Annotated in this window: 21 protein-coding genes; 13 read left to right on the forward strand and 8 right to left on the reverse strand. The window is 70.2% G+C overall.

Annotation, left to right across the window (positions count from 1 at the left end; all coding sequences use genetic code 11):
• Window positions 1-101 precede the first annotated feature (101 nt).
• Together D892_RS0107620 and D892_RS0107625 are read left to right on the forward strand one after the other, a co-directional pair.
• On the forward strand, window positions 102-839 hold the full coding sequence (locus tag D892_RS0107620; protein WP_024800671.1) for an energy-coupling factor transporter transmembrane protein EcfT: 738 nt from the start codon (window positions 102-104) through the stop codon (window positions 837-839).
• Window positions 840-1045: 206 nt separating this feature from the next.
• A complete protein-coding gene (locus D892_RS0107625; RefSeq protein ID WP_024800672.1) occupies window positions 1046-1723 on the forward strand; it encodes a hypothetical protein in 678 nt (225 codons plus the stop codon).
• A gap of 471 nt (window positions 1724-2194) precedes the next feature.
• Here D892_RS0107625 and D892_RS0107630 read toward each other — a convergent pair whose 3' ends face one another.
• Window positions 2195-3463: a lipase family protein gene (locus D892_RS0107630; protein WP_024800673.1), complete on the reverse strand. Its 1269-nt coding sequence runs from the start codon at window positions 3461-3463 to the stop codon at window positions 2195-2197.
• Window positions 3464-4084: 621 nt separating this feature from the next.
• Between D892_RS0107630 and D892_RS0107635 the strand changes: the two genes are divergently transcribed.
• Window positions 4085-5812 carry a carboxyl transferase domain-containing protein gene (locus D892_RS0107635; RefSeq protein WP_024800674.1) on the forward strand — a complete coding sequence of 576 codons (1728 nt, stop codon included), beginning with the start codon at window positions 4085-4087 and terminating at the stop codon, window positions 5810-5812.
• Between the two features lie 11 nt (window positions 5813-5823).
• Here D892_RS0107635 and D892_RS0107640 read toward each other — a convergent pair whose 3' ends face one another.
• Both D892_RS0107640 and D892_RS0107645 read right to left on the reverse strand, forming a co-directional pair.
• On the reverse strand, window positions 5824-6360 hold the full coding sequence (locus D892_RS0107640) for a hypothetical protein (RefSeq protein WP_024800675.1): 537 nt from the start codon (window positions 6358-6360) through the stop codon (window positions 5824-5826).
• Window positions 6360-6626, reverse strand: coding sequence for a helix-turn-helix transcriptional regulator (locus D892_RS0107645; protein WP_036566815.1), 267 nt, complete (start codon window positions 6624-6626; stop codon window positions 6360-6362). The genes D892_RS0107640 and D892_RS0107645 overlap by 1 nt, the downstream gene beginning before the upstream one ends.
• Before the next feature lie 109 nt (window positions 6627-6735).
• On the opposite strand from D892_RS0107645, the gene D892_RS0107650 reads away from it, so the two are divergent.
• Entirely contained in the window at window positions 6736-7596 is an 861-nt protein-coding gene (locus tag D892_RS0107650) for an aldo/keto reductase (RefSeq protein WP_024800677.1), read from the forward strand.
• Between the two features lie 264 nt (window positions 7597-7860).
• Here the strand turns inward: D892_RS0107650 and D892_RS0107655 are convergent, their stop codons facing one another.
• Window positions 7861-8994: an NAD(P)-binding domain-containing protein gene (locus D892_RS0107655; RefSeq protein WP_024800678.1), complete on the reverse strand. Its 1134-nt coding sequence runs from the start codon at window positions 8992-8994 to the stop codon at window positions 7861-7863.
• A 95-nt stretch (window positions 8995-9089) separates the two neighbouring features.
• On the opposite strand from D892_RS0107655, the gene D892_RS0107660 reads away from it, so the two are divergent.
• The 4 genes from D892_RS0107660 to D892_RS0107675 all read left to right on the forward strand — a co-directional run bounded on the left by D892_RS0107660 (window position 9090) and on the right by D892_RS0107675 (window position 13845).
• Window positions 9090-9815 carry an enoyl-CoA hydratase gene (locus D892_RS0107660; protein WP_024800679.1) on the forward strand — a complete coding sequence of 242 codons (726 nt, stop codon included), beginning with the start codon at window positions 9090-9092 and terminating at the stop codon, window positions 9813-9815.
• A 41-nt stretch (window positions 9816-9856) separates the two neighbouring features.
• Entirely contained in the window at window positions 9857-10978 is a 1122-nt protein-coding gene (locus D892_RS0107665) for an MBL fold metallo-hydrolase (RefSeq protein WP_051499512.1), read from the forward strand.
• 36 nt (window positions 10979-11014) lie between these two features.
• On the forward strand, window positions 11015-11305 hold the full coding sequence (locus tag D892_RS44425; protein WP_024800681.1) for an antitoxin: 291 nt from the start codon (window positions 11015-11017) through the stop codon (window positions 11303-11305).
• A 233-nt stretch (window positions 11306-11538) separates the two neighbouring features.
• Complete coding sequence (locus D892_RS0107675; protein WP_024800682.1) at window positions 11539-13845, forward strand: ATP-dependent DNA ligase; 2307 nt, start codon at window positions 11539-11541, stop codon at window positions 13843-13845.
• Between the two features lie 216 nt (window positions 13846-14061).
• On the opposite strand, the gene D892_RS0107680 is transcribed toward D892_RS0107675, so the two are convergent.
• Genes D892_RS0107680 through D892_RS0107695 form a run of 4 tightly spaced genes read right to left on the reverse strand, consistent with a single transcriptional unit; the run spans window position 14062 to window position 19423 of the window.
• Window positions 14062-14664: an ATP/GTP-binding protein gene (locus D892_RS0107680; protein ID WP_024800683.1), complete on the reverse strand. Its 603-nt coding sequence runs from the start codon at window positions 14662-14664 to the stop codon at window positions 14062-14064.
• Window positions 14645-15019 carry a DUF742 domain-containing protein gene (locus D892_RS0107685; RefSeq protein ID WP_024800684.1) on the reverse strand — a complete coding sequence of 125 codons (375 nt, stop codon included), beginning with the start codon at window positions 15017-15019 and terminating at the stop codon, window positions 14645-14647. The genes D892_RS0107680 and D892_RS0107685 overlap by 20 nt, the downstream gene beginning before the upstream one ends.
• A 7-nt stretch (window positions 15020-15026) precedes the next feature.
• Window positions 15027-15440, reverse strand: coding sequence for a roadblock/LC7 domain-containing protein (locus D892_RS0107690; protein WP_024800685.1), 414 nt, complete (start codon window positions 15438-15440; stop codon window positions 15027-15029).
• On the reverse strand, window positions 15437-19423 hold the full coding sequence (locus D892_RS0107695; protein ID WP_024800686.1) for a HAMP domain-containing sensor histidine kinase: 3987 nt from the start codon (window positions 19421-19423) through the stop codon (window positions 15437-15439). Before D892_RS0107695 ends, D892_RS0107690 begins: the two co-directional genes overlap by 4 nt.
• A 393-nt stretch (window positions 19424-19816) precedes the next feature.
• Here D892_RS0107695 and D892_RS0107700 point away from each other — a divergent pair, with 393 nt between their 5' ends.
• The 5 genes from D892_RS0107700 (at window position 19817) to D892_RS0107720 (ending at window position 26191) form a co-directional block, all read left to right on the forward strand.
• The gene (locus D892_RS0107700) at window positions 19817-21904 is read left to right on the forward strand and encodes an AMP-binding protein (protein ID WP_024800687.1); all 2088 of its coding nucleotides are present in this window, start codon (window positions 19817-19819) and stop codon (window positions 21902-21904) included.
• Window positions 21905-22027: 123 nt separating this feature from the next.
• The gene (locus tag D892_RS0107705) at window positions 22028-22417 is read left to right on the forward strand and encodes a hemophore-related protein (protein WP_024800688.1); all 390 of its coding nucleotides are present in this window, start codon (window positions 22028-22030) and stop codon (window positions 22415-22417) included.
• A 282-nt stretch (window positions 22418-22699) separates the two neighbouring features.
• On the forward strand, window positions 22700-23410 hold the full coding sequence (locus tag D892_RS0107710) for a response regulator transcription factor (protein ID WP_024800689.1): 711 nt from the start codon (window positions 22700-22702) through the stop codon (window positions 23408-23410).
• Entirely contained in the window at window positions 23407-24876 is a 1470-nt protein-coding gene (locus D892_RS0107715) for a HAMP domain-containing sensor histidine kinase (protein WP_084160981.1), read from the forward strand. Before D892_RS0107710 ends, D892_RS0107715 begins: the two co-directional genes overlap by 4 nt.
• A 145-nt stretch (window positions 24877-25021) precedes the next feature.
• A complete protein-coding gene (locus D892_RS0107720; protein ID WP_024800691.1) occupies window positions 25022-26191 on the forward strand; it encodes a membrane protein in 1170 nt (389 codons plus the stop codon).
• Window positions 26192-26294 lie beyond the last annotated feature (103 nt).

A 26294-nucleotide genomic window follows, 5' to 3' on the forward strand; every position in this document is an offset into this window, starting at 1 on the left:
CACGGACACGCGACAAGCACCGCGCTATCCCACGGACACGCGACAAGCACCGCGCTATCCCACGGACACGCGACAAGCACCGCGCTGTCGGGAGGTGTGCGATGAGCACCGTGCTGCTGCGCGAGGTTCCGGTGCCCAGCCCGGTGCATCGGTTGTGGGCCGGGACGAAGATGATCGGGGTGTTCCTGATCAGCCTGCTGCTGATGGTGCTGCCCTCGTGGCCGGTGCTGGGCATCACGGTGCTGTTCCTCGTGGTGGTCGGCGTGCTGGCGCGGCTGCCGCTGGGGACGCTGCCGCGGCTGCCGTGGTGGTTCTGGGGGCTGCTGGCGGCCGGTGCGCTGATCAACGTTCCGGTCGGCGGCGCGGCCGTGCTGCGGTACGTGCAGGTGGTGATCCTCGGGCTGATCCTGGTGGCCGCCTCGTTCCTGATCGCCTGGACCACGCCGATGAGCGAGATCGCCCCGGCCCTGGCGACCTTGGGCGCGCCGCTGCGCAAGCTGCGGGTGCCGGTGGACGAATGGGCCGTGGTGGTGGCGTTGACGCTGCGCGGCCTGCCGCTGCTGCTGGACGAGATGCGCATCCTGCGGGCCGCCCGCCGGTTGCGCCCCAAGGATTCCGCACTGCGCCGGGCCACCGTCAATCCGCTGCTGGACATCCTGACCGCCGCGATGGCGGTCGCCACCCGCCGGGCCGGTGAACTCGGCGAGGCCATCACCGCGCGCGGCGGCACCGGGCAGCTCACCGCCCATCCCAGCGCGCCGGGCCGGCGCGACGCGATCGCCCTGACCGTGGTGGTCGTGGTTTGTGTCGGCGCGGTCGCCCTCGATCTCCTTACCTAGGGCAAACCTGGCGGTACGACGAAATATCTTCTCTCTGGCACGATTTCGGACTACGACCGACCTCGGTGAAGGTACAGTTACTGATGTCGAGTAGCCGGTCGGCGGCTCGTGCGCTGCAGGGGTGAAACAGCGGGGTCTACGAAAATCGCGCGCGTCCGGGGGGCTTTCGGCGGGCAAAATCCTGATCGAGATGGGAACAACCACAAATGAATCTGCGCAAGTTCACCGCTGCGGCCCTACCGGTTGTCGCGAGCGTTGCCTTGGGGGCGGGCACCGTTCATGCCGCGCCCGGGGCTACCGCGGTGCTAGACGAGGCGGTGCGAGACGAGGCGGTGCGATACGAGGCGACGCTGGTCGGCGATACGGTCCGGACCACGCTGCACGGCGGGTTCTTCGAGATATCCGGTGACGAGCGCACCGTCGCGGTCCGCTCCGACGACGGAGCCACGCTGGTGACGCTGCCGCTGGCGTTCCGGCAGGACGGGCTGGAATATCCGATGCCGCACCAGGTCCGTGCCGAGGGGCGGGTACTGGATCTGACGGCGGTCGAGGACGTGGCCTCGGCCCGCCCCGTCCCGGCGACGCCGGTGGCCTCGCCGGAGGAGAATCAGCGCGCCATGGAGGCGTTCTCCGCCCAGTTCGGCATCGCCACCGCGATCGGCGGATTCATCGGCACCGCGATCGGAGCGGCGATCGGATTCGTGGTCGGACTTCCCACCGGTGTGCTGGATCCGGCCGCGATCATCATCGGGGCGGGCATCGGTGGTGTCGTCGGCACCCTGGTCGCCGGCGGTCCCACGCTGGCCGTCGCGGGTATCGACCTGATGAGCACGCTGGCCGCCCCGCCGGGCACCACGAAGTGGATGGACACCACCGGCCGCTGACCGCGGCCCCGCAGCCGCCCCGTGGATCGGCCACGGGGCGGCTGCCTCGTCCGGGGCCGGTCCCCCGGAATCGGCAGGCGGGTTCTCTCGGCGTCCGCGAGCCGCGGCCATCGTCCGCAAGCGATACCGAAGTGCTTGCCGCGCACCATAATCCGCTCAACGAGGCCCCGGCCGCCCAGCAGGTGCACCCGGACCGAAACAGCGGCCGGTCCCGACGGAAACAGCGACCGGCCCGGATGATGCCCTACCGCGCAGCATCTTCCGACCGGCGCACCACACAACACCGCCCGGCCAACGCACCACAGCATCGCCCAGCAAGCGCACCACATGGCATCGTCCGGTCAACGCACCGCGCAGCACTTTCCGATCAGCGCACCACACAGCACTTTCCGATCAGCGCACCGCGCAGCACCTTCCGATCAGCGCACCACACAGCACCTTCCGATCAGCACACCGCGCAGCATCTTCCGGTCAGCGCACCAGGCAGCCCGGAACCGGGGACGATCCCGCGAATCGGTCCGAGAGGAAGTTCATGCCGCCCGCCGCCTCGCCGATGGCCGCGCCGTTGTGCGACGGGAAGGGAGAGTGGATTGCCGTCAGGGTGGCGCCCTGCGCGCAGTAGGTCCCGACGAGTTCGGTGAAACCCGCCACCGGGATCACATCGTCGGTGTTGCCGTGGTACAGGTACAGCGGGGTGTCGGGGGCCGGTTCGCCGAGTGCGTTCCGGTCGGCCGTGGCGCGAAAGACCGGATGCGCCAACAGGTTCGGGACCGTCGAGAAGTCGTCGACGTGCGCGCCGGGGAACCTGGTCACCAGGTCCGGGCCACAGGCCGTTGCGCTCTCGGCGAGCAGTTCCCGGCCGCGGTCGTTCAGCAGTTCGGCCAGCCCGGAGTCCGGGTGGTTGCGGGCCAGGGCGATCACGATCAGCAGCGCCAGCCCGGCCTGCACGCCGCCGTCGACCCGCTGCGCGACGGCCGGGATATCGGCCGGGACACCGCCCGCGCTGATACCGGAGAACCGCACGTCGGGCGCGTAGCCGGCGCGCAGCTGGGCCGCCCACAACGTGGCGAACGCTCCCCCGGAGTATCCCCAGGCCCCGACCGGACCGTCCGCCACGCCCGCGGGCGGGAACGCCCGCGCTGCCCGGATCCCGTCCAGCACAGCGCGACCCGAACCCGGGCCGTCGAAGAACCGCGACTGCGGCCCTTCGTAATCGCTGACCACGACGGCCCACCCCCGCCGCAGCGCCTCCGTGAGGTACGGAATGTCCAGCATCGTGTTCACCACGCCCGGATCACGGCCGCCGCGCAGCGCGTACGAGGGCGCGCACCGCGTGGCGAGACTGTCCTCGGGCACCTGATACGACAGCAGCGGGCGCGTGCCCGGCGACGGCACCGGCGGCACGATCACCGTCGCGACATCCACCAGCGGACGATCCTCGGAATCCGTTGTGCGATAACGCAGCTGCCATGCCGACACCGGAATCGGCAGATCGAACAGCGGGATCGGCCGGGACCCGAGCACGGCGCCGTTCGGCCGCTCCGCGAGATCGCCGGGCACGGAATAGAACGGATCATCGTCCGGCACCGGAACATCCGCCCGCGCCGCGGGCATCCCCGGCACCGCGAGCAGCGCGAGCGCCAGAACGAGCGCACTCGACCAGTCCCGAGCACCGCCACGCACGCTCGGACCACGATCCCGCACCGACCACCAGGCCCCGAAACGCACCCCGGCTCCCATCGCACCTCCCGCGTCCCATCACCCGACGCGAAGGCCACGGCTACGGGTCCGCGCCGACCGCTCCGCACCATCGGACCCACAACCCTAGCCCCGACAAACTCGCAGATCAACGCCTTGCACTGCGATGTTCCCGCACTGCCGGACGGACACGCCGCCCGCCGCGCCGACCGGAGGATCCACACGGCAACACTCCGGGCACAACCACCACACCGCCTCCCACCTCCTCGGCGGACAAGGCGGGTAGAAGTATCGAAACCACGCCTACACAAGACATCTCGGCCGTAACAGCCGGACACTCGCCGATTCGCCGCGGGAGATACCACGCCACTCCGTATCGGCTCGCCTCCGCTGTCGGTGCGCTCGACAGAGCCGGTTCGCTGCTTCCGGAGTTCCGGGCCCGCCGCCACGCTCCGGACAGATCGAACTCGGCGAATCGAACTCGGCAAGCCGACGCGGCCGTCGTACGTCGGACGTCCAGCACGGTGCCGCCGAACAGAACGCCTCGAATACGCAGGTCGGCAGCCTATTGCCCGCCCTCTCCGGCCGACCCGCCCTGCCTCCGCCTCCGCGCACCGGGCGTGTGTAGCCGAACCCGCTCCGGCCCGTGGTTAGGCTCGGCCCGTGCGAACCTCGGCGCGGCAGTGGCTCGATGAACTTCTCGACGTGGGCTCGTTCATCGGCTGGGATCGGCCGCCGGTCGAGGTGGACGCCGACGCGAGGTACCGCGCGGAACTGCGGTCGGCCGGGCAGCGGGCCGGAACCGACGAATCGGTGCTGACCGGCGAGGGGCTGTTGCGGGGGCGGCGGGTGGCCGTGATCGCCTGCGAATTCGGCTTTCTCGCGGGGTCGATCGGGGTCGCGGCGGCGGAGCGGATCGTGACGGCCGTGGAGCGGGCCAGCGAACTCGGGCTGCCAATGGTGGCCTCACCCACCTCCGGCGGCACCCGGATGCAGGAGGGCACCGTGGCCTTCGTGCAGATGGTCAAGGTCGCGGGCGCGGTCGCGGCGCACAAGGCGGCCGGGCATCCGTACCTTGTCTACCTGCGCGATCCGACCATGGGTGGGGTGTTCGCGTCGTGGGGTTCGCTGGGGCACATGACCTTCGCCGAGCCGGGTGCCCTGATCGGTTTCCTCGGTCCGCGGGTCTACGAGGCGCTGTACGGCCGTCCGTTCCCCGAGGGCGTGCAGACCGCCGAGAACCTGTACCGCAGCGGCGTGATCGACGGCGTCGTTCCGGTGCGGGTGTTCCGCCGCATCGCCCACCGCGTACTCAACGTGACGACCGGACAACCGGATACGAGCACGTCCGCACCACTGACCACGAATTCCCCCACAGCACGGACCGCGAGCGCGCCTCCTGCTACGAACGCGCCTACGCCACCGAGCACGAACACACCGACACCACCGGACATGAACGCCCCCACGCCATCGAGCGCAAGCACGACCACAAACCTGCCCACGCCACCGACGGCGAATTCGCCCACAGCACCGGACAGGGGTTCCGGCACGCCACCGACCGTGCGCCCGCCTATACCCACGACTGGCACGGAACACGTTGTACCCCAGACAGTTCCGGACCCGGAGACGACTTGGCGAACCGTGACGATCTCACGCCGCCCCGACCGCCCCGGCATCCGGGAGCTGCTGCGGCACGCTACCGACCGGGTGCCGCTCAGCGGTACCGGCCAGGGCGAATCGGATCGAACGGTGGTGCACGCACTGGCCCGGCTGCGGGGCCGGCCGTGCATCGTGTTCGGCCACGACCGGGCCGGCCAGACCGGCGAGAACACCATGGGCCCGGCGGCGCTGCGGGAGGCCCGGCGCAGCATGCAACTGGCGGCGGAACTGCGGCTGCCGCTGGTCCTGGTGATCGACACGGCCGGCGCGGCGCTGTCGCGCGAGGCCGAGGAGCGCGGGCTGGCCCCCGAGATCGCCCGCTGCCTGGCCGATCTCGTCACGCTCGGCACCCCGACCATCTCGGTGCTGCTCGGACAGGGCAGCGGCGGCGGCGCCCTCGCGCTGCTCCCCGCCGACCGGGTGCTGGCCGCCCGCCACTCCTGGCTCGCACCGCTGCCCCCGGAGGGCGCCAGCGCGATCGTCCACCGCGACACCGCCCACGCCCCGGAACTCGCCGCCGCCCAGCGCATCCGCTCCCCGGATCTCCGCACCGACGGCATCGTCGACCGGATCATCCCCGAAAACCCCGACGCCGCAGACGAACCCGTCGATTTCGCCCGCCGCGTGGTCGCCACCGTCGCCGAGGAACTGGATCTGCTGCGGACTCGGCCCCCACACGAACTCGCGGCACTGCGCCGACTCCGCTACCGCCGCCTGGGTCTCCCGACCTGAGATCCGCACACTCACGGTTCCGGGTCCGGGTCCGGCCGGGTCCACCCGAGGATCATCGCGGGCGCGCACCCACCCGCCAGCAGTGCCGCCAACAACATGACACCGCCGGCATAAGCCGTGCGAAACGCGCTCGTGTCCGGCCAGATCGCGGCCGCGAAGCACAGATAGAGCAGCGGCACCATCGCGAGCGACTGCGTCAGAGTGAGCCCGACCGAACGGGCCGTATTCCGTTGCGCGACTTCGAGTTCGTCGAGCGCCGGCAGCGGCGCGCTGTCCTGCCGCTGCGAGACGATCCGCAGCACGGTCCACGCTGGGAGGAACACCGCCAGGACCGGCAGGCACAGCACCGGCGCCCAGCGCTGATCGAACGAGCACAGCACCCCGACCGCGAACAACACGACAAGGCTCGCGGCCACCGCGATCACCAGCGCCCGGCGCCGCACCCGGCTGCGCCAACCCGGCAGCATTCCGGCGGTGCGCTCGTCGTACGCCAGCCAGCGCCGGACCCGATAGTCCTGGTAACGGTCGAGCAGATTCGCGGTAGGCATCATGATCGTTCCTTCGTGCGCTGATAGAACTCCGCCGACAGCGGCGTGAACTCGGTGCGCGAGAACACCGCCTCGACGGGAAGCCCGAATACCTCGCAGATGCGCAGGGCCAGATCCAGGCTCGGATAGTGGTCGCCGCGCTCGAGCGCGCCGATCGTCTGAACATTCACGTTCACCGTCTCGGCCAGGGCTGCCCGGCTCATCCGGTGCTCCGCCCGCAGCACCGCGATCCGGTTGTAAATAGGGAGGGTTTCCCCCCTTCTCACTGGGCTCACACAACAAAGTGTTGTAAAAACACAACACCCTGTCAAGAGCCGGCGAACACGCTCGGACAGTTTCGTTGACGGGTCCGCCAACCGCTTCTACCGTCGAAATGTGACCTTTCGCAGCGAGACCAGCCAAGTACCGTCGATCATCCTCAACGACGGCAAGGTGATTCCGAAGCTCGGTTTCGGTGTGTACCTGGTGCCGGAAGCCGAAACGCACGATGCGGTGACAGCGGCACTTCAGGCCGGTTACCGCAGCATCGACACCGCCACGCTGTACGGCAACGAGACCGAGGTCGGGCAGGCCATCCGGGAGTCCGGGCTGCCGCGCGACGAGGTCTTCGTCACCACCAAGCTGTGGAATTCCGACCAGGGTTACGACTCGACCCTGCGGGCCTTCGACGCCAGCATGGAGCGACTCGGCCTGGACTACCTGGATCTGTACCTGATCCACTGGCCGGTCGAACAGGCGGACCGGTACGTCGATACCTTCCGGGCGTTCCAGGCGCTGCGGTCGCAGGGCCGGATCGGCTCCATCGGGGTGTCCAACTTCCAGCGTTCCCATCTGGAGCGTGTGATCGGCGAGACCGGCGAGACCCCGGCGGTCAATCAGGTCGAGCTACATCCCAGCCTGGCCCAGCCCGAACTGCGCGCCTTCCACGCCGAGCACGGCATCGCGACCGAGGCGTGGGGCCCGCTCGGCCAGGGCTCGGAGCTGAAGGATCCGACCATCACCCAGATCGCCCGGGAGATCGACCGCACCCCGGCCCAGGTGATCATCCGCTGGCACCTGCAACTGGGCAACGTGGTCATCCCGAAGTCCGTGAAGCCGGCCCGGATCCAGGAGAACTTCGACGTGTTCTCCTTCGAGCTGACCCTCGAGCAGATGCAGATCATCAGCGCGCTGGACACTGCCACCCGCGTCGGCCCCGATCCGGACGTGTTCACCGTCGGCCTCGAGAACGCCTGACACCCCACCGCACTCGTCACCGTCTCCGTCATCCCGGCACGCCCCCATTCGGTCATCCCGGCACGCTCCCACTCGGTCATCCCGGCACGCTCCCACTCGGTCATCCCGGCACGCCCCGCCCCGTCATCCCGGCATGCTTTCGGCCGGGATCCCTCACCGGCGCCGGCGGATTCCGGCCGAAAGCGCGCCGGAACGACGGGGAGGAAGGTACGCCGGAAAGACGGGGAGGAAGGCGCGCAAAAACGACGGCGAGGCCGCTGCCGATCAGCCGCGCAGGCCGAGGTGGGTGGTGAGTTCGACGGCCGCGGCCCGCCCGGCCCGGTTGGCCCCGATGGTGCTGGCCGACGGACCGTAGCCGAGCAGGTGGATGCGCGGATCGGCGGCGACCCGGGTGGCCAGGCGGCCGGTCATGGTGATGCCGCCGCCGGGCCCGCGCAGGCGCAGCGGCGCCAGATGATCGAGGGCACTGCGAAAGCCGGTGGCCCACAGGATGACCTGCGCGGGCAGAAAGGTGCCGTCGGCATAACGCACCCCCTCCGGCTCGATGCGCTGGAACATCGGATGCCACTCCAGCGCACCGCGATCGCGAGCGGCCCGAACGCGGTCGTCGACGGGCAGTCCGGTCACCGAGACCACCGACCGCGGCGGCAGGCCGCGCCGCACCCGATCCTCGACCATCGCCACCGCGCGCCGGCCCTCGTCGGGCGTGAACGGCCCCTCCCGCCACCGAGGCTCGGTCCGGGACACCCAGGTCGTGGTCGTCACCTGGGAGATCTCGTCCAACAGCTGCACCGCGGACACCCCGGCACCGACCACCACCACGTGCTTACCGGCGAATTCGTAGGCGGTACGGAAATCGTGCGCATGCAGCTGCCGACCGGCGAACGTCTCCGCACCCGGGCAGTAGGGGACGAACGGCTTGTCCCACGTCCCGGTCGCGTTGATCAGCCCGCGCACCCGCACCTCGCTGGGCACGGATTCCGTTGCGCCGCCGTCGGTTTCGGCATGTAGTAGCCCGTCGACCTGTTGGTCCGGGCAGCTGGCGGAGGTGGCCCGATCGCAGACCACCCGCACCGAGGCCGGGCGCCGCACGCGCAGCTCGAATCGCTTCTCGTACAGCTCGAAGTAGTGCGGAACCGCGGTGACGGCCTCGGCGGTCTCGGAATGCTCCGGCAGCGTCTCGGCGAACGACATACCGGGCAGGTCGTGCACCCCGTTGACCGTGGTCAAGGTCAGCGACGGCCACCGGAACTGCCACGCCCCGCCCGGGCCGGGCGCATGATCGATAATGAGAAAGTCCCGCTCGGGCCGCAGACCCAGCCGCTTCAGGTGATAACCGGCCGACAGCCCGGCCTGGCCGGCGCCGATCACCAGGATCTCGAAATCGGGTGCGGTCACCGCCGCAACGCTACGCGGGGTGCGTCGGGTACGAGCGGGCAACCTTGCGCCGAATAGAGTGAAGGTAGTCGATACCGGATGCACGGGGAGGTCAGATGCTCGGAGTCAGTCGCGATGGCGATGTGGTCACCATCGAACTGCAGCGCCCGGAGCGCCGCAACGCTCTCAACGACGAGTTGGTGGGTCTGCTGCGGGACGCCGTGACGGCCGCCGCGGCCGAGGCCCGCGTCATCGTGCTCACCGGCCAGGACCCGATCTTCAGCGCGGGAGCCGACCTGTCCGGCGTCTACTCGCAGTCCTTCCTCGACGCGCTGCTGGAGATGCTGCACACCATCGAGGCGGCCCCGGTGCCGGTGATCGCCGCGATCAACGGCGCCGCGCTGGGTGCCGGGGTGCAGCTGTCGCTGGCCTCGGACCTGCGGGTGATGAGCCCCGAGTCGTATATCGCGATCCCGGCCGCGAAACTCGGCATCTCGGTGGACCGCTGGACGATTCGCCGGCTGGTCTCGCTGATCGGGGGCGGCCCGGCGCGCACGATACTGATGGGCGCCGAGCCCGTAACCGCCTCGGACGCCTACGCTTTCGGCTTCGCCAACCGGATCGGCACGCCGGCCGACGCGCAGGCCTGGGCGAAGTCGATCGCGGAACTGGCCCCGCTGTCGCTACGCCATCTCAAGCTGGTGCTGAACGACGACGACACCGGCGGCGACGGCACTCCCGAGCAGCGCGCCGCCCTCGAGGCCGCCTGGCGCAGCAGCGACGCCGCCGAGGCGCGGCTGGCCCGGGAGCAGAAGCGCACGGCGAAGTTCGCGGGGCACTGATGCGGGCGCGGAAGATCTTCGGCATCCTGGGTCGGGCCGCCATGGGCCTGGCCGGTGCGGTCGGACTCACCTGGGCGGTGCGCGCCGCCTGGGGGCTCCCGGCGTCGATGGGCGCCTCGGCGACGTCGATCGCGCCGCGCGCGGCCGGGTCGGCGAGCTACCGCGACCGGCAGTTCCACAACACCGAGCCGAGCACCCAGTTCGCTCCGGGATCGGGCCTGTCGCTGCTGTTCTCGGCGCTGACCCGCAACGGTGTGGGCCGACCGCCGGGCGAGATCCCACTCGCCACACCGGATGTCCCGCCGGAGCCGGGTGAGCTGGCGGTCACCTGGTACGGGCACGCCTCGGCGCTGGTGGAGGTCGACGGCTACCGGATTCTCACCGATCCGGTATGGAGCGAACGGGTTTCGCCGTCGCCGACGATCGGTCCCGCGCGCCTGCATCCGGCCCCGGTACCGCTGGACCAGCTGCCACCGGTGGACGCGATCGTCATCTCGCACGACCACTACGACCACCTGGACCGGGATACCGTGCGCGCCCTGACCACCAGCCAGGACGCGCCGTTCATCGTGCCGATCGGGATCGGCGCGCACCTGCGCAAGTGGCGGGTACCCGAGCAGCGGATCGTCGAATTGGATTGGGGCACTTCGGTTTCCCTGTCCGAGCTGGGCCGGGCCCGGAACGGTGAGCTCACCATCACCTGCACCGAGGCCCGGCACTTCTCCGGCCGCGGGCTGACCCGCAACACCACGCTGTGGGCCTCCTGGGTGATCGCGGGCCCGGCGCGGCGGGTTTACTTCGGCGGCGACACCGGCTATACCAAGGCGTTCGCGGAGATCGGCGCGACAATGGGCCCGTTCGACCTGACCCTGCTGCCGATCGGCGCGTACGACGTGCACTGGCCGGATGTCCACATGAACCCGGAGGAGGCGGTGCGCGCCCACGCGGACGTCTGTGTCGGCGATCCGGGGCGCGGGCTGCTGATCCCGATTCACTGGGCGACGTTCAATCTGGCCTTCCACGACTGGTCGGAACCGGTACAACGGGTGGTGGCGGCGGCACGGGCCGCCGGCACCGCCGTCGCGGTACCGCTGCCCGGCCAGCGGATCGATGCGAATGCGGCATCACCGCAGGTCCCGTGGTGGGAAGATGTGCGCAAGTGATCCAGCCGAAGGACCGATGAGTAAGGAGTAGGACCGATGAGTCTGATGGACACACTCAAGGGATTGGTCGGAAAGGGCAAGGACGCGGCCTCCGAGAACGCCGAGAAGATCCACGGTGCCGTGGACAAGGCCGGAGGTTTCATCGACGAGAAGACCGGAGGCAAATACTCCGACAAGATCGGGAAGGGCACCGACGCGATCAAGAAGGCCGTCCCCGAGCAGGGGCAGTCGGCCCCCGGCCAGGGTCCGGCGACCCCGCCGCCGTCGACCCCCGCTCCGGACTCCACGCCGGAATCCCCGACCGATCCCGATCAGCCCAAGCCCTGATCTTCCACCCTGACGGGCCGCCCGTCGTCCCGAATCCGGGGCGTCGGCGGCCCGTTACGGTATTCCCCGTCCCGTATCGGTCGGCGACACGTCGTTCCGTGCCGGACGCCGGCCCACATCAACCCGTTCCTTCTTGCCAGCTTCCGCGACCACGTCGTCCCGGTATGCTCTCGGGCGAGATCCCGCCGTGCCGGACGCGGCTTGTTGTCGGTACCGGCCTCTAGACTTCGAATATGGTGTCCCGCCGTAGGTTCGGGGATGTCGAGGTTGAGCTGAGCAACCTCGACAAGGTGCTGTATCCCGCCACCGGCACCACCAAGGGCGAGGTCATCGAGTACTTCACCGCGATCGCCCCGGCACTGCTCCCGCACATCGCCGGCCGTCCGGTAACCCGCAAGCGCTGGCCCAACGGCGTCGATGAGCCGTCGTTCTTCGAGAAGAACCTGGCCGCGCACGCGCCCCGGTGGATCCGGCGGCAGACGGTCGAGCACTCCGATCGCCACGTGACCTACCCGGTGATCGATTCGGTGGCGGGGCTGGCCTGGCTCGGGCAGCAGGCGTCGCTGGAAATCCATGTGCCGCAATGGCGGTTCGCGCGCGGCGGGAGCGTCGGGCCCGGAGGCGAGCCCGCGGACGCCGCCGTCGATACGGCTCGCGGGCCGGTCACCAGGCTGGTGTTCGATCTCGATCCGGGCCAGGGCATCGGGCTCGGGGAATGCGCGCAGGTCGCGCTGTGGATCCGCGATACGGTGCGCGATGCCGGGCTGGACGCCTACCCGGTGACGAGCGGCAGCAAGGGCATCCACGTCTACGTCCCGCTGGACCGGGAGCTGAGCCCGGGCGGCGCCTCGACGGTGGCCAAGCAGCTGGCGACCGGCCTGGAGAAGCTGCATCCGGATCTGGTCACGGCCACCATGGCCAAGGCGGCCCGCCCCGGCAAGATCTTCCTCGACTGGAGCCAGAACAACCCGTCCAAGACCACCATCGCGCCCTATTCGCTGCGCGGGCGCACCCATCCGACGGTGGCCGCGCCCCGCACCTGGGCCGAGCTCGAGGATTGGAAACGCCTGCGGCACCTGACCTTCGACGAGGTGCTGGCCCGCTGGCGCGACCACGGCGACGTGCTGTCCGGCCTGGATCCGCCGCTGCCGGAACACGCACCCGACCCGCTGACCACCTACCGCTCGATGCGCGACCCGGCCCGCACCCCCGAACCCGTCCCACCCGAGCCCCCGGCCGCGGGTCCGGGCGACCGCTTCGTGATCCAGGAGCATCACGCCCGGCGGCTGCACTGGGACCTGCGCCTGGAGCGCGGCGGCGTGCTGGTGTCCTGGGCGGTGCCGAAGGGTCCGCCGACCTCCCCGAACGAGAACCGCCTGGCGGTGCACACCGAGGATCATCCGCTGGAGTACCTGGAGTTCCACGGCACCATCCCGAAGGGCGAGTACGGCGGCGGCGAGATGACGATCTGGGATTCGGGTACCTACGAGACCGAGAAGTGGCGCGACGACGAGGTGATCGTGCGCCTGCGCGGTTCCCGGCTGAGCGGCCGCTACGCGCTCATCCGGACCAACGGCAAACAGTGGCTGATACACCTGATGAAGCCGGAATCCACTGCGGCCCCGACGATTTCGGAAAACAAGCCGAGACAGCCCGCCCAGTTCCCGCACGGACTCACCCCGATGCTCGCCACCGCGGGCGATGTCTCCACCCTCGACACCGACGAGTGGGCCTTCGAGACGAAATGGGACGGCTTCCGGCTGATCGCCGAGATCGAGGACGGCACGGTCACGCTGCGCAGCCGCGCCGGCAACACGGTCACCGGGCGCTACCCGCGGCTGGCGGCACTGGGCCGCGAGCTCGCCGGGCACGGCGTGGTCCTGGACGGCGAGGCGGTGGTCTTCGACGATCACGGCGCCGCGAATCTCGGCCTGCTGCAGGCGGATGCGGCCCGCGCGGTGTTCGTGGCGTTCGACGTGCTCTACCTGGACGGCACATCGCTGGTGCGCAAGCGGTATTCGGATCGGCGACGGGTCCTGGAGGCACTGGCCGGGCGGGCACCGTCGCTGGTGGTGCCGCCGCAGTTGGACGGGCCGGGCGCGCAGGCGCTGCGCCACAGCCAGGAGCACGGCATGGAGGGCGTCGTCGCCAAGCGCAGGGATTCGGTGTATCTGCCGGGCCGGCGCGGGCAGTCCTGGGTCAAGACCCGCAACTGGCGCACCCAGCGGGTCGTGGTCGGCGGCTGGCGGCGCAGCGATGCCCGCCAGTTCGCCTCGCTGCTGGTCGGCGTCCGCCACGAGGGCCGGCTGTTCTACGTGGGCCGGGTCGGCACCGGATTCAGCGAGCAGGAGATGACGGAGCTGGCGGCCCGGCTGCGCCGACTGGAGCGCAAGACGAGCCCGTTCGACAACGAACTGACGTCCGAGGAGCGCAAGGACGCGGTCTGGGCGACGCCGACCCTCACCGGCACCGTGCGCTACATGAACTGGACCGAGTCCGGCCGGATGTGGCATCCGGCCTGGATCCCGGCCACCGACTGAGCGTCCCTGTCCCGTCCGCCGCACCCCGATACCCGTATCCGAAAAGCATGAGCATGTTCCCGTCGCGCATCGGCCCCGACCTGACACGGACCCATGCTCACGCCGTTCGGACAGCACAACATTGCGACCGCACCCACGCGACCTGGAGGCCGGGCCGCCGATCGAGCGGTGCGCCGGCGCACCGCAGCTCCGGAAACCCGCTGCGGCGCAACCGGACTAGTAGCCCTGCACGACCTTGCGTAGTGCGTACTCGGTGACCGAGACGAGCGCCTGCTTCACCGGCTCGCGCCTGCGGGCGTCGATCGACATGATCGGCACGTCCGCGGGCACCGCCAGGGCCTGACGGATGTCCTCTAGCGGGTACTTCGGCGCATCGTCGAACTCGTTGATGGCCACCAGGAACGGCAGGCTGCGCGCCTCGAAGTAGTCGACGGCCGCGAAGCTGTCCTCCAGCCTGCGGGTATCGACCAGCACCACGGCACCGATGGCACCGCGGATCAGGTCGTCCCACATGAACCAGAAGCGGTACTGGCCGGGGGTGCCGAACAGATACAACACCAGGTCGTCGGCGAGGCTGATCCTGCCGAAGTCCATGGCCACCGTGGTGGTGGCCTTCGTCGGCACGGCCGACAGGCTGTCGACACCGACGCTGGCATTGGTCACCAATGCCTCGGTGCGCAACGGCACAATCTCCGATACCGCACCGACCAGGGTCGTCTTACCTACACCGAAACCGCCCGCAACCACGATCTTCGCCGAGGTGGGCTTACTGGTACGGGTATCGACCTGGGCCGTCGAATCAAATACGCCGGAGTCCACTGAGAACCCTTTCGATCAGCTCGCGACGTTCATCGTCGCTCGAATCGTCTTTCAATGTCGCCGAAACCCGCACATGTCCGGCCTCGATAAGGTCGGCGACGAGTACCCGAGCCACCCCGATCGGAATACCCAGCCGGGCGGCCAGTTCTGCGACAGACGGCGATTCTCTGCACAACTCCACGATTGACGTCTCGATGTTGGTGAGCTCGAACTGCCGCTCTAGGGCGACCGGATGCGATGCGACGAGAGCCTCCAACGCCAACTCGACCGTCGGCCGCGTACGACCGGCGGTCAACGAGTATGGGCGAACGAGGCTTGGCTCGGCGCTCCCCATGCGCTGGTTGTCTATGTCCATCCCACCATCAGGAACCCATCGTGACGCGAGGCGTGGCCTGGATAGTCTGGCCAACCCGCTCGACCAGCAAAGCCATCTCGTATCCAACTTGTCCGATATCGCAGGATGTATTGGTCAGCACCGCCAGATAGGAGCCGTCGCCGACCGCCATCAGTAGCAGATAGCCGTGTTCCATCTCGACCACCGACTGCAGCACAGTGCCGCCTTCGAACAGGTTCGAGACACCGACCGAGAGGCTGGCCAGCCCCGCGGTCACAGCCGACAACTGTTCGGCACGGTCGACGGGCAACTGAGCGCTCGCGGCCATCAACAGACCGTCCGCCGAAACCAGCACGGCATGAGCGACGCCCGGAACCTCGTTGGCGAAGTTCGAAACCAGCCAATCCAGCTGACGGTTCGTACCACCTAGATCGGGGTTCATCGGTCTCCTTTATCTCCGGTTAGGTTCATTGCTCTCATTGCGCGGCCATCCCGGACGCCCTGCTGGTGACGACTCAGACTTGACCTGATGGATTCTGCATCGCGTGGCGGTGTGTGGTCGGCCTTTCCGACCACACCGCCGGGAACGAGCCGGTTGCCCGGATCGCGCTGTGGCAATCCGGCCGCCGTCCGCTTCTCCGGCTCGGTCTCGACGGCCCGTCGGGCGGCCTGCCAGCCTTCGTCACCCGGTGATTCGAAGGAGGCGGCCACCTGGGACCGATCGGAGTTCGGATCCGACAGCCACGCCGACATCATCTCGGCGAAGATGGGCGTGCCGCCGCCCATCACGGAGCTGGTTTCCTCGGCGGGCTGCAGTCGGGTCTGGAAGAACGAGGCCGTCTTCTGCGGATTCGACTTGAAGCTGTGCCGACCCTGCTCGCGGTCCGCGGCCGCGGCCGACTGGTCGCCCTCGTCCGACAGCGGGTCCCGCTTCGGCAGGCCCAGCCCCGGTGTGGGGGCGGGGCGGGGCGGCAGGTCGGCGCCCGGCCGGCGCTGCGGCAGACCGGTGGAACCCGATGTCCGCTGCGGCAGGCCGCCGGTGTCCTTGCGGTCGGCCAGCGGGTCGGCGGGCGGCGTCGACAGCGCGTGCGCGCCGGTCGACTCACGCTGCGGCAGGCCGCTCCCCGGCTCACGCTGCGGGAGACCAGGCGCACCCGACTCACGCTGCGGGAGACCGCCGGGTTCACGCTTCGACAGACCCGTTCCGCCGGGCGCCCGCTGCGGCAGGCCGGTCGTGCCCGACTCACGCTGCGGCAAACCACCCGACTCACGCTGCGGCAGATCGGTCCCGGCCGAATCACGCTGCGGCAAACCACTTCCGCCACCGCGCTGCGGCAGACCGCTGCCGGGCGCGCGCTGCGGCAGGCCGGTCCCGCCGGGCTCACGCTGCGGCAAACCGGTTCCGGCCGAATCACGCTGCGGCAGGTCTGTTCCGCCGGGCGCGCGCTGCGGCAATCCGGTTGCACCGGACTCACGCTGCGGGAGACCAGGCGCACCCGACTCACGCTGCGGCAAACCGGTCGCCCCGGACTCACGCTGCGGCAGACCAGGCGCACCGGACTCACGCTGCGGCAAACCGGTCGCACCCGACTCACGCTGTGGCAGACCAGGCGCACCCGGCTCACGCTGCGGCAGATCGGTCCCGGCCGAATCACGCTGCGGCAGACCACTTCCGCCACCGCGCTGCGGCAGACCACCGGCACCGGGCCGCCGCTGCGGCAGACCGTTCCCACTCTCACGCTGCGGCAGACCAGGCGCGGCCGAATCGCGCTGCGGCAGGCCCGTGCTCCCGGGCTCGCGCTGTGCGGCGGGCCGCTCCGGCGCGCCCTCGGCATCCGGCGGCGGTGTCTTCGGCGCGGGCGAACGCTGCGGGAGACCGGTCGCCCCCGAACCCCGTTGCGGCAGACCGGAACCGGGCTCGCGCGGCGGTACACCGCCGGCACCGGACTCGCGCTGCGGCAGGCCGCTCCCCGGCTCGCGCTGTGGCGCACCGCCCTCGCGCGGCGGGAGCCCCCCGCCGCCGGACTGGCGCTGCGGCAGGCCCGTCAGCCCGGACGGCCGCGACGGCGGCTGACCACCGGCGCCGGGCGCCCGCTTGAGCATGTTGGCGGCCAGGCCGGCGTGCGGCTGGGCCGGACCGCCGCTGCCGCGCTGCGGCAGATTCGCATCGGGCTGCGCCGCCGGCGCCTGCGGCCCGTTCGCACCCGGTTCCCGTTGCGGGAGACCCGGATTCGCACCGTCGCCGGGACGGGTCTCGCCGCCGGCCAAGCCGTGGCGCACCGTCGGGCCGTTCGCACCGGGCTGGCGCCGCGGCAGGCCGCCGGGCACCGCGCTGCCGGGCTGGCGCTGCGGGAGCGAGCCGTTCGGCGCGGCGCCGTTGGCCGCCGCGGGACGCTCGCCCGCCGCCGGCCGGTCTCCGGACCGATCGATCGGGCCACTGGCCCCGGGGTCGACGGTGACCATCATGTTGCCGCTGGGCGTGCGGGTGACCCCGCGCGTCTGCATGGGCTGCGGGCCGGACCGCTGCGTGCCGGGCGCCTGCTGATGCGGACCCGAGACCTGCTGGTTCGGCCCCGACGTCTGATTCGGCTGCTGGGTCGGGATCTGGACCGTGCCACCGGGCGCCACGATGAGCGGCTTGGGCACGTGCACGGTGACCGTCACGCCGGGATCGCGGGCGGTGTCGAAGGTGGGCCGCAACCGCACCGTCAGGCCGTGTCGCTCGCCCAGGCGGCCGACCACGAACAGGCCCATGTGCCGCGCGGTGTCGGGACCGACCTCGGCCACGTTCTCCAGGCGGCGGTTGATCTCGGCCATTTCGGCCGGCGGCATACCGATGCCGCGGTCGGCGACCTCGATCAGCAGGCCCTGATCGTGTGCCTGAGCGAAGGTGAACTTGACGTCGGTCTCGGGCGGCGAGGCGCGCAGGGCGTTGTCGAGCAGCTCGGCGAACAGGTGCGCCATATCGGAGGCGGCCGGTTCGGTGATGGCGCCGCGCGGGGTGGCGCCCAGCTTCACCCGCTCGTAGTCCTCGACCTCCGAGATGGCCGCGCGCAGCACGTCGGCGATCTCGACGGGGGCCGTCTTGCCCCGGCGCTGCTTCGGCGTACCCGCCAGAATCAGCAGGTTGTCGCCGTTGCGGCGCATGCGGGCGGCGAGATGGTCCAGCCGGAACAGATTCTCCAGCAGGCGCGGATCCTTCTCGTCGTACTCCATCGCCTCGATGAGCGAGAGCTGATGGTCGACCAGCGACTTGGACCGCCGGGCCAGGGTCTCGAACATGTCGTTGACCTGAGTACGCATGGCGGCCTGATCGGCGGCCAGGCGCAGCGCCTGCCCGTGGATGTCGTCGACCGCGCGGGCGAGCTGGCCGACCTCCTCCTCGGTATGCACCGGCATCGGTTCCAGCGGCACGTCCTCGGGGCTGGCGCCGTCGCGCAGCCGGGACACCTCGTGGCCGAGGTCGTGCTCGGCGACGCGCAGCGCGGCCAGGCGCAGCTTACGCAGCGGCACGATCATCGAGCGCGCGATGAGCACCGCGAGCACCAGGGCCGCCAGAATGGTGGCGATCACGATGACCGCGTAACGGATGGCGGCGGTCCGGGCGTTGTCGGCCAGGCCCTTCACCTGGGAGTCGATTTCCGCTGTGGACTGACCCACGATCTTGGTGTAATCGGTCAGGCTGTCCAGCACGGACTGGCGCAGATCCTGCACCGGGATCTGACCCGAGGCCGCCTGCGGCCCGGTGATCAGCTGAATTCGACTGTCGACCAACTGATTCAGGTTGGCGATCACCGGATCGCCCTCCGGGAAGCGGTTGGTGAGCACGTTCAGCATCTCGCGCTCGGTGTTCGCGGCGATCTGCATATCGACCAGCCCGCCCCGGGGATCACCGCGCAACGCCGTGGCCAGCCCGGCCGCCTCCTTCACCATCACCGCGCGGGTGTTCAGGGAGTCGATCAGCCGCATCTTCGGCGACTCGACACCGGGATCGGCGATCGTCGCCATGATCGCCTCCACGGTGCCGACGCTGTCCTGGCGGATCGCCTCTTCCTGATTGATGGCGTCCTCGACGGTGGCGGTGGGCGCCTTGCCGCCCTGTCGAACCGCCTTGGCACCGTTGATCATTCCATCGATCGCGGCCCGCCCGCCGGGTACGCCGTCCAGCCGGGGCGCCGCCTTCTCGGCCGAGGTGATCGCGTTGTCGAGCTGCGTCAGATCGGCGTCCTGCACCAGCGACTGGCCGGGGCCCAGCTGCACCATCTGCTCACCGGAGACGACGGCCGCCGCGGCGCTCAGGCCGGTGACGGCCGGAATCGTCTGAACGTGCTGGACGGCGGTATCCAGTTCGCTGGAGTCGCCGAACTGTGCCGCGATCCTGGAAGCCCCGAGCACCACCGCGACGAGGAGGGGGACGGCCAGCACCGCCGTAACCTTCCAACGCAGGTCCCAGTTGCCAAGCGCCCAACGCTTATTGCCGGACCTAGCGGCGTCACGCATCTCCACTCACTTTCCAAACTGGCCCCAGCCATGCACCATCAGCGAGCCACCCACGTTCGCGCGCGTGGCTCGACAGGCAGACCTGACCGAGAACTGCGGCTGGCCGAGAAATTGCGTCCATGACGGCCGACATATGTGGCATGCGATTCTAACGGATCAATAACTTCTTGTGTGACCTGTTGGCAACGTCCAGCCGTTGACCTGGCGGTTCCAGACAAAATCAAAGGTCGCGGCGCCCGCCCGGACGTCGCGTGAAGTCTGCCACAATCAGGCAGATCTATCGAGGCGGGCATCGAGGCAAGGCAGGGAGTCACACGGTTGAACGCGAAGCAGGAGTACCGGCCCACCTACCAGACCAGCCTGGTCGATCCGGCCGACTTCTGGGGCACCGCCGCGCAGGCCGTCAACTGGGATGTTGCACCCACTCAGATCCTCGACAGCGCCGCCCGCCCGACGGCCCGCTGGTTTGCGGATGGTCGCCTCAACACCTCCTACAACGCACTGGATAGGCATGTGCGCGATCTCACAACAGGCGAGGGCCCGGCGGATACCGGACTCCCACCGACGGGCGGACGCGCCAATCAACCGGCCCTAATATACGACTCCGCTATGACGGGCGCCACACTCGTCTACACCTACGCGGAGCTGCTGGACGAGGTCGCCCGGTTTGCCGGTGCGATGCTCCGGCTCGGAGTCGGCGCCGGTGACCGGGTCGTCATCTACCTGCCGATGATCCCCGAGGCCGTGATCGCGATGCTGGCCTGCGCCCGGATCGGCGCCGTGCACTCGGTGGTTTTCGGCGGATTCGCCGCGCATGAACTGGCGGCCCGCATCGATGACGCGGAACCTGTGTTGATCATCACCGCATCCGGCGGCCTGGAACCCGGCAGACGCATCGAATACCCGCCGATCGTGCTGCAGGCGCTGGAACAGGTCGAGACCACCGCGCCCCGGCACGTCGTGGTCAAGCAGCGCACCGGATTCCCGGCCAACCGCTTCGCCGCGCCCCAGCCCGCCACCGACCGGTTACCCGGCTCCGCCGAATCCGTTGCGGCACAGTGGCTGGACTGGGAGGACATGATCCGCGACGCCGAACCGGCCGATCCGGTCCCGGTGGCCGCCACCGACCCGCTCTACATCCTCTACACCTCCGGCACCACGGGTAAGCCCAAGGGCGTGGTGCGCGACAACGGCGGTCACGCGGTCGCGCTGACCTGGTCCATGCGCAACATCTACGACGTCGGCCCGGGCCAGGTGATGCTCACGACCTCCGACGTCGGCTGGGTGGTCGGGCATTCCTATATCGTCTACGCGCCGCTGCTGGTCGGCGCCACCACCGTGCTGTACGAGGGCAAGCCGGTCGGCACGCCGGACCCGGGCACCTACTGGCGCCTGGTCGACCGGTACGACGTACGCGTCATGTTCACCGCACCGACCGCCCTGCGGGCCATCCGCCGCGCCGATCCCGAGGCCGCGGCCGCCGGCCGGTACGACCTGTCCACGCTGCGGGCGCTGTTCTGCGCCGGCGAGCGGCTGGACCCGGCCACCTTCGCCTGGACCCGCGACGTGCTGCTGGCCGACCGGCCGGACTGCCCGGTGGTCGACCACTGGTGGCAGACCGAGACCGGCTGGCCCATCTGCGCGGATCCGCTGGGGCTGCAGGAACTTCCGGTCAAGCCGGGTTCGGCGTCGGTGCCGGTGCCGGGCTACCGGATCCGCGTCCTGGACTACGAGGGCGATGCGGTCGCGGCCGGCACCGAGGGCAATATCGTGATCGGCCTGCCGCTGCCGCCGGGCACGCTGACCACCCTCTGGGGCGACGACGAGAGATTCACCCGCTCGTATTTATCGGCCTTCCCGGGCCACTTCCTGACCGGCGACGCCGGCTACTTCGACGAGGACGGCTACCTGTTCGTGCTCGGTCGCAGCGACGACGTGATCAATATGGCCGGGCATCGCCTGTCGGCCGGCGGTATCGAGGCCGCCGTCGCGGGCCACGAGTCGGTGGCCGAATGCGCGGTGATCGGGATCCCCGACGAGCTGAAGGGCCAGCGGCCGATCGCCTACGTGGTGCTCAGGACCGGCGCCGACATCGACCCGGCGCAGCTGCGCCGGGAGGTCGGCGAGCGGGTACGCAGTCAGATCGGCGCCATCGCGAGCCTGCACGACGTGATCGTGGTGGCGGCGCTGCCCAAGACGCGGTCGGGCAAGATCCTGCGGCGCAGCATCCGCCAGATCGCCTCCGGGGAACGCCCGGAGATGCCGGCCACCATCGAGGATCCGGCCGTGCTGATCGCGCTCGAGGACCAGATCCTCGCCGGTCGGCCGCAGGCCGGCGCGGGCTCGCATCCGGACCGGTCGGGTTCGGCGGACACCCCGGCCGACGGGCAACCCGTCGTCGGGTGAAACCCCTCACAATTTTCTCAGGCTCGGCTCAAGCCGTGATCAGAACGTGGCCCTACCGTCGAGGCGACCGTTGCGTGTGACCATCCGGCCAGCACGATCCGGCCCCGACCCGAAAGGTCCGACATGACTTCGCTGCGCGCTCGACTCACCGGTACCGTCCTGACCGTCGGCGGCCTCGCCACCACCGCCGCCCTGTTGCTTCCCGGGACGGCCGCCGCGGCCGACCCGACCGAAATGCTCGCCCCGCTGCTGAATTCGGACTGCACCTTCGACCAGATCGACGCCGCCCTGCACGCCGAGAACCCGAACGTGGCCTCCGCGCTGGACTCCAACCCGCAGCAGAAGCAGATGTTGCAGCAGCAGTTCGACCAGCCGGTGGAGCAGCGCCGCGCCGCGGTCCAGCAGTACCTGAACGAGCATCCCGAGGCGACCCAGCAGGCCGAGAACGATCCGCGCGCCGAGGCCGCCCGCCAGACCATCCAGAACGTGGCGAATTCCTGCCACAACTACTGACGTGCCCGACGCCCGCGGCGCTCGGCGGGTCCGCGATCCCCGAGCCGCCCCGCTCGCGGCGGCCGTCGCCCCGGCGGCCGCCGACCGAGCCGCGCCGCACGCACTCACCACCGCGTCGGCGCAGACATTCACCATCGTGCCGCCGCACCCACTCACCATCGCGCCGCCACACGCACTCACCACCGCGCCGCCACACCCACCCGACGCTGTGCCAGCGCATACATCGGACACAGTGCCGCCGCTCGTATCCGCCCCAGTGCCGGCACAGCAGAATGGACTGTTGTGACGAGCGAGCGTGACACCCCCAAGGTCCTGCTGGTCGACGACGACGAGGACCTGCTGGCGTCGGTCGAGCGGGGGCTGCGGCTGTCCGGGTTCGAGGTGCTGATCGCGCGCGACGGCGCCGAGGCGCTGCGCTGCGTCGGCGACGACTCGCCGGATGCGATCGTGCTCGACATGAACATGCCGGTGCTCGACGGCGCCGGGGTGGTCACGGCGCTGCGCGCGATGGGCAACGAGGTGCCGATCTGCGTGTTGTCCGCCCGCAATTCGGTCGACGACAGAATCGCCGGGCTGGAGTCCGGCGCGGACGACTATCTGGTCAAGCCGTTCGTGCTGGCGGAGCTGGTGGCCCGGATCCGCGCGCTGCTGCGCCGCCGCACGGACACGGCCGCCACACCCGCCACCCCGGGCGCGATCACCGTCGGCTCGCTGGAGATCGATGAGGCCGGCTACCGCGCGCTGCTGCACGGCCGCGAGATCGAGCTCACCAAGCGGGAATTCGAACTGCTGTCCACGCTGGCCCGCAACACCGGGGTGGTGCTGAGCCGGGAACGACTGCTGGAACTGGTGTGGGGCTACGACTTCGCCGCCGACACCAATGTCGTCGACGTATTCGTCGGCTACCTGCGGCGCAAACTGGAGTCCGACGGCACCCCCCGGCTGCTGCACACCATCCGGGGCGTCGGCTTCGTGCTGCGGGCACCGAAATGACCGGCTCCGGAACCACCGGCGCCGAAACCGGTGCCGAAACCACCGGCTCGGAGACCACCGGCGCCGAAACGACCGGCAACGAAACGACCGGCGCCGCCGCCGCTTTCGTCCCCTCGCGGCACCGGGCGTATTCGCTGCGCACCCGCGTGGCCGCCGCGGCGGCGCTGGGCGCGATCGTCATCACCGCGGTGCTGAGCTGGGTGTCGGTGCGCGCGCTGGAGCGCAACAACCTGGCCCAGGCCGACCAGTCGCTGACCATCGCCTCGCGCATCGTGCTGATGCAGCCGGTGGTCGCCGTCGGGGTGCTGTGGCTGATGCCGCCGAACGAGAACCTCGCCGTCACCGTCCGACAGAACGGCGGGGTCGTGGCCTCCTCCAGCCTGGAGCTGCCCGCCCTGGATCCCGGCTCGCACACGATCACCCTCGACGGCACGCCGTTCCGGGTGCTGACCACCACCGAGAATCAACCGGCGGGCCGCACGGTGTCTATGGCCATTCCGCTGACCGACGCCTATCACGCCACCGCCGAGCAGCGCCGCTGGGTACTGGCCGCGGCGGCGCTGACGGTGACCGCCGCGGCCGGGCTGGGCTGGGTGTTCGGCGGGCGCGCCGTGCGCCCGATCGTGGATCTCACCCGGCAGGTCGGCGCGCGCCGGGGCACCGTCGAGGACGAGGCGCCGGTCGGCAGCACCGGCGTCCGCGAGGCGGAACAGCTTGCCGACGCGGTGAATTCGCTACTGGACCGGGTGCACCGGGCCCAGGCGGAGACCGCCGCCGCGCTGGAGACCGCGCGCGACTTCGCGGCGGTATCGGCGCACGAGCTGCGCACCCCGCTCACCGCCATGCGCACCGATCTCGAGGTGCTGCGCACGCTGGACCTGGACGAGGCCCAGCGCACGGAGATCCTGGCCGACCTGCAGCGCAGCCAGAGCCGGGTGGAGACGACGCTGGCCGCGCTGGAACGGCTGGCCGCCGGCGAGCTGACCAACGACCGCGACCATGTCGAAACCGACGTGGGTGACCTGGTCGACCAGGCCGCGCACGACGCGATGCGGCACTTCCCGCAGCTGACCGTGCGCATCGACACCGGCCGCGAATTGGTCACCCGGGGCCTGCCCACCGGGCTGCGGCTGGCCGTCGACAACGCGCTGGCCAATTCGGCCCGGCACGGCGGCGCTACGGCGGCCCTGGTATCGGCGCATCGCACGGCCGACGGCGACATCGTGATCTCCGTCGACGACAACGGCCGCGGGATTCCGCCGCAGGAGCGCACGGCCGTCTTCGAACGGTTCTTCCGCGGCAGTCAGGCCAGTAAGGGCGGCTCCGGGCTGGGGCTGGCGCTGGTCGCCCAGCAGGCCCAATTGCACGGCGGGCGAGCGTACTTCGACGACGGCACCCTGGACGGAGTGCGATTGGTGCTGGTCCTCCCGGACCGTGCCGCCGTGCCCGACGCCGCCCGGCGGTGACCGGCCGGACAGTCGCGCCCACCGAGACACGGTGGCGGCCATGATCATTCGGTCCGGCGTGGCAAACCGGCCGCATCCGCAACCCTTACCGAATCCTCAGAGTAGGGCCAGTGCGGGACCATCTCCCGCCGCTACGGTCTGTCGAGTGTTCGCAAAACGTACCCGCTGGATCCTGCTCGTCGTCGTACTGCTCGCCGTCGCCGGTGGGGTGACCGGCGGGGCGCTCGCGCTGCAACGGTCCACCGCCCCGACGGCGGTGGCGATCGTGAATTCCGATACCGGCCAGACCGGAGCGAAGATCGTCAAGGGCCTGCAGGACGGCGGGATCCACGACTGGACCGTCGCCGCGCCGGGCGAGGTGAGCACGGCCGACTACGCCGCGGTGATCACGCTGCCCGGCGACCTGTCCGGCTCCCTCACCACCCTCGCCTCCACCCGGCCGCACCGCGCGCAGCTCACCGTGGACACCAACGCGCACGCGGACGCGGACCTGGTGAACGACGCGCTGAACGAGGTGACCCGCCGGATCAGCGCGGCCGGAATGGACCAGACCCTGGCGGCCGTCAGCACCGCCCGCGGATCGGTCCAGCAGGTGTCGTTCACCACCCAGCTGCTCGGCGCCGGGGTCAGGATGGCGACCGATGCCTCCGGCCAGTTCACCGGCGGCGCCGACGAGATGCTCGGCTTCCTGAACACCGCCAAGGACGGCGCCGGACAGCTCACCGCGGGAATCTCGCAGCTGAACAATGTCCTGGGCGCGGCGACGACGCAGGCCGACGGCCTGGCCGGGGCGCTGGACGCGACCGGGGTGACCATCGGCCAGGTGTCCGGCACGGCCGCCGCGCTGTCCACCGGCCTGAACGAGACCCTGCCGCTGCTGCGCGCGCTGCCGTTCGCGAACGATCCGCGGCTGGCCGACATCATCGGCAAACTCGATGCACTGCAGGGGATTTCCAGCCAAGCCGATGCGCAACTGGCCGGATTCGCCCAGCTCACCGGGTCCAGCACCGATCCGAGCACCCCGGTGAGCACGCTGCTGCGCGATGCGGCGGGCCGGCTGACGGAGGCGGGCGCCCAGCTGAACCAGGGCGCCGAACTGGCGAAACAGGTTCCACAGCTGGCCGATCAGGGCGCCGCCCAGCTGACCGGCGCGATCCAGGCGCTCACCGGCGGCATCCAGCAGTTGCAGCAGATCGTCACCAATCTGGGAACCCAGACCGGAAATGCGCTCAACGCGTTGCCCGCACACGGCAGCAGCCAGCAGTCGGCGATCGCGACGAACCTCAGCGATCCCGTGGAGATTGTCCGGAACTGATCCTCCAGCCCTCTTGACACGCGGGCGGCAAATGCGAAGCGCAGCGTTTTCGCGTCCTGGCGAGGTAGATTTTCGGTATGGCCGCAGTGCGATTCGGGCGGGC

The sequence above is a fragment of the Nocardia sp. BMG51109 genome (genome assembly GCF_000526215.1).
In the GTDB taxonomy this organism is placed as follows: domain Bacteria; phylum Actinomycetota; class Actinomycetes; order Mycobacteriales; family Mycobacteriaceae; genus Nocardia.

What these genes read in the sequence shown, in the direction of transcription:
- D892_RS0107620 (WP_024800671.1), top strand. Translation starts at nt 102, where the DNA reads ATGAGCACCGTGCTGCTGCGCGAGGTTCCGGTGCCCAGCCCGGTGCAT.
- D892_RS0107625 (WP_024800672.1), top strand. Translation starts at nt 1,046, where the DNA reads ATGAATCTGCGCAAGTTCACCGCTGCGGCCCTACCGGTTGTCGCGAGC.
- D892_RS0107630 (WP_024800673.1), bottom strand. Translation starts at nt 3,463, where the DNA reads ATGGGAGCCGGGGTGCGTTTCGGGGCCTGGTGGTCGGTGCGGGATCGT.
- D892_RS0107640 (WP_024800675.1), bottom strand. Translation starts at nt 6,360, where the DNA reads ATGCCTACCGCGAATCTGCTCGACCGTTACCAGGACTATCGGGTCCGG.
- D892_RS0107660 (WP_024800679.1), top strand. Translation starts at nt 9,090, where the DNA reads ATGCTCGGAGTCAGTCGCGATGGCGATGTGGTCACCATCGAACTGCAG.
- D892_RS0107665 (WP_051499512.1), top strand. Translation starts at nt 9,857, where the DNA reads ATGGGCCTGGCCGGTGCGGTCGGACTCACCTGGGCGGTGCGCGCCGCC.
- D892_RS44425 (WP_024800681.1), top strand. Translation starts at nt 11,015, where the DNA reads ATGAGTCTGATGGACACACTCAAGGGATTGGTCGGAAAGGGCAAGGAC.
- D892_RS0107675 (WP_024800682.1), top strand. Translation starts at nt 11,539, where the DNA reads ATGGTGTCCCGCCGTAGGTTCGGGGATGTCGAGGTTGAGCTGAGCAAC.
- D892_RS0107685 (WP_024800684.1), bottom strand. Translation starts at nt 15,019, where the DNA reads ATGGACATAGACAACCAGCGCATGGGGAGCGCCGAGCCAAGCCTCGTT.
- D892_RS0107690 (WP_024800685.1), bottom strand. Translation starts at nt 15,440, where the DNA reads ATGAACCCCGATCTAGGTGGTACGAACCGTCAGCTGGATTGGCTGGTT.
- D892_RS0107705 (WP_024800688.1), top strand. Translation starts at nt 22,028, where the DNA reads ATGACTTCGCTGCGCGCTCGACTCACCGGTACCGTCCTGACCGTCGGC.
- D892_RS0107715 (WP_084160981.1), top strand. Translation starts at nt 23,407, where the DNA reads ATGACCGGCTCCGGAACCACCGGCGCCGAAACCGGTGCCGAAACCACC.